Genomic DNA, 2,204 nt, shown 5'->3' with positions numbered 1-2,204 from the left:
GATAAGTGGAATGAAGAACACTTTGCGGTAGTATTTGGCTATCTATCCGAAGGCAAAGTACCTGTTATTCGTATTCACTCTGAATGTTTGACTGGCGATGTTTTTGGATCACAACGTTGTGATTGTGGTCCTCAGCTTAATGAGGCGGTAGGTAAAATAAGCCAAGAGGGTGGTGTCTTACTTTATCTTCGTCAAGAAGGGAGAGGTATTGGGCTTTACTCGAAGTTTGATGCTTATCGCCTCCAAGATATGGGACTTGATACATTTGAAGCAAATACTCACCTCAATCTACCTGAAGACGACCGTGATTTTTCCGATGCAGTAAGAATGCTGCAAGCTCTAAATGTTTGTCAGTGTCGAATCATCACAAATAATCCTGAAAAAGTAGCAACACTCGAAGCTTTAGGGATCAACGTGATTGAGGTGATTCCTACAGGCACATTCCTAACAAGATACAATCACAAATATTTAAAATCAAAAGCCGATAAGAAGGATCATTCCATCGCGCTGTAAACATAAGGAAAGTGACTATGAAACATACATCTTCAATCAGCGGGATTGCGAATTATTTGGATAAATTTATCGCAACTGCTGGTTATGACAACCGTGTGATTTTGTGGAATGCGCAAGACAATACACCGATTAATCAAGTGAGTCATGATCACCTAGCTAATCAGTGTAGCTTTAGTGGAGATGGGCAATACCTCGTGAGTTCAAGCAGTGACTATAGTGCTCGCATCTGGCAACTACCTGACTTACGACTGAAGACTGTGCTTTTTGGTCACAGTGATGATGTAGAAATGTCGCAGTTTTCACCAGATAGCCGTTTAGTGGCGACCTGCTCTCGTGATCATACTATACGGATTTTTGAGCTCAACGGCGAGACGCGCCAGATTATGCGTGGGCATCAAGCTGATGTTATTTCTGTAAATTGGTCAGCATGTGGGACATCTTTGATTTCAAGTAGTGATGACGGAACAATTCGTACTTGGGATGTGGGCTCTGGACAACAGCTTGCTTGTACCGATTTAGGTGGCATCGAGACAGATACCATAGCGTTGAGCCGTGATGGAAAGATTTTTGCTGGTGATGATGAAGGCAGACTAACGGTCATTGATGGCGAACAAAAGACACACATAAATGCACATAAAGCAGGTATCAAGCGTGTGGTATGGGACGAATTAAGTCGAAAACTAATCAGTTTGAGTTATGACCGAAGTGCTATTATTTGGCAACTGATGGATGGGCAATTAGTACAACAGTCGCAAACAGACTTACCAAGTATTGTATGGCCTCGTAGCTGCGCATTCTTGGCGTCTGATCGCGTTGCTTTCGTCACTTTTGGTTCAACTTATGCGATATGGAACTATGCAAATGATGAGTGGTTGACTGAGCATATCGAAGACTCAATAAGCTTGAATGCAATATCAAGTATTGAAGGTAGCCTATATGCGATTGGAGATGCAGGTAAACTGTCCAAAAACGGAAATCTAGTTCAAGAGATGGGTAGCTTGTGTAACTTCCTACAACCATTTGGTGAATACCTACTGTCTGGTGGACAAATGGGCAAAGTTTTTGACGCGAAAACAGGTAAACTCATCCACCAGCATCATTCGCCTTTAAACTGCTGTGCTACATTTTTACGTGAAGATGTTGAGTTCGCTGTTATAGGCACCTACACTGGAGAAGGGTTGCTATTTAATCTCGATAAAAGTGGTGCTATTGCTTACTACGGGGTACTGTCAATGCACGACAATGCAATAAAAGGTCTGGCAGCCAATGTAGATACGATCTTTAGCGTATGTGCTACTGGCGCTGCGGCATATCACGACATTCAATATTTTGAGCTTTACAGTTACCTGCCAGAAGCACATGAGAAAATCGCTAATGCTTGCGTTGCATTTGGCAAGCATTACGCGAGTGTAGGACGTGATCTTAAGTTAACGCTTTGGCTTAACGGAGAACCGCAGCGGTATATTAGCCCGCATATCAACTCAATAAAGTGTATGGCCAGCAGTGAAGATGAAAGATATCTCGCTACAGACAGTTATAGTGGTACCGTAGCGGTATTTGATACGGTTGAGCGCAGATGGGCGCCTTTAGTTAAGCCAACAACCAGTGGTATTTCTAGCTTGATTTATTGTAAGGATAATAAATCGTTTGTGGCGAGTTCTTATGATGGACAAGCTTACGTTATCTAATCA

Annotated in this window: 2 protein-coding genes; both read left to right on the top strand. The window is 42.5% G+C overall.

Annotated elements, in window-relative coordinates; genetic code table 11:
* Positions 1-513 (top strand): GTP cyclohydrolase II (gene ribA / locus BZG79_RS14400; RefSeq protein WP_077774748.1); only part of this gene is annotated, 513 nt, incomplete at its 5' end.
* A 17-nt stretch (positions 514-530) separates the two neighbouring features.
* Positions 531-2,201 carry a WD40 repeat domain-containing protein gene (locus BZG79_RS14395; protein WP_077774747.1) on the top strand — a complete coding sequence of 557 codons (1,671 nt, stop codon included), beginning with the start codon at positions 531-533 and terminating at the stop codon, positions 2,199-2,201.
* Positions 2,202-2,204: the final 3 nt, after the last annotated feature.

The sequence above is a fragment of the Salinivibrio sp. MA427 genome, from assembly GCF_001996115.1.
Classification (GTDB): Bacteria; Pseudomonadota; Gammaproteobacteria; order Enterobacterales; family Vibrionaceae; genus Salinivibrio; species Salinivibrio costicola.
The sequence above is the reverse complement of the archived record's forward strand: the minus strand, read 5'-3'. Positions and strand labels throughout refer to the sequence as shown.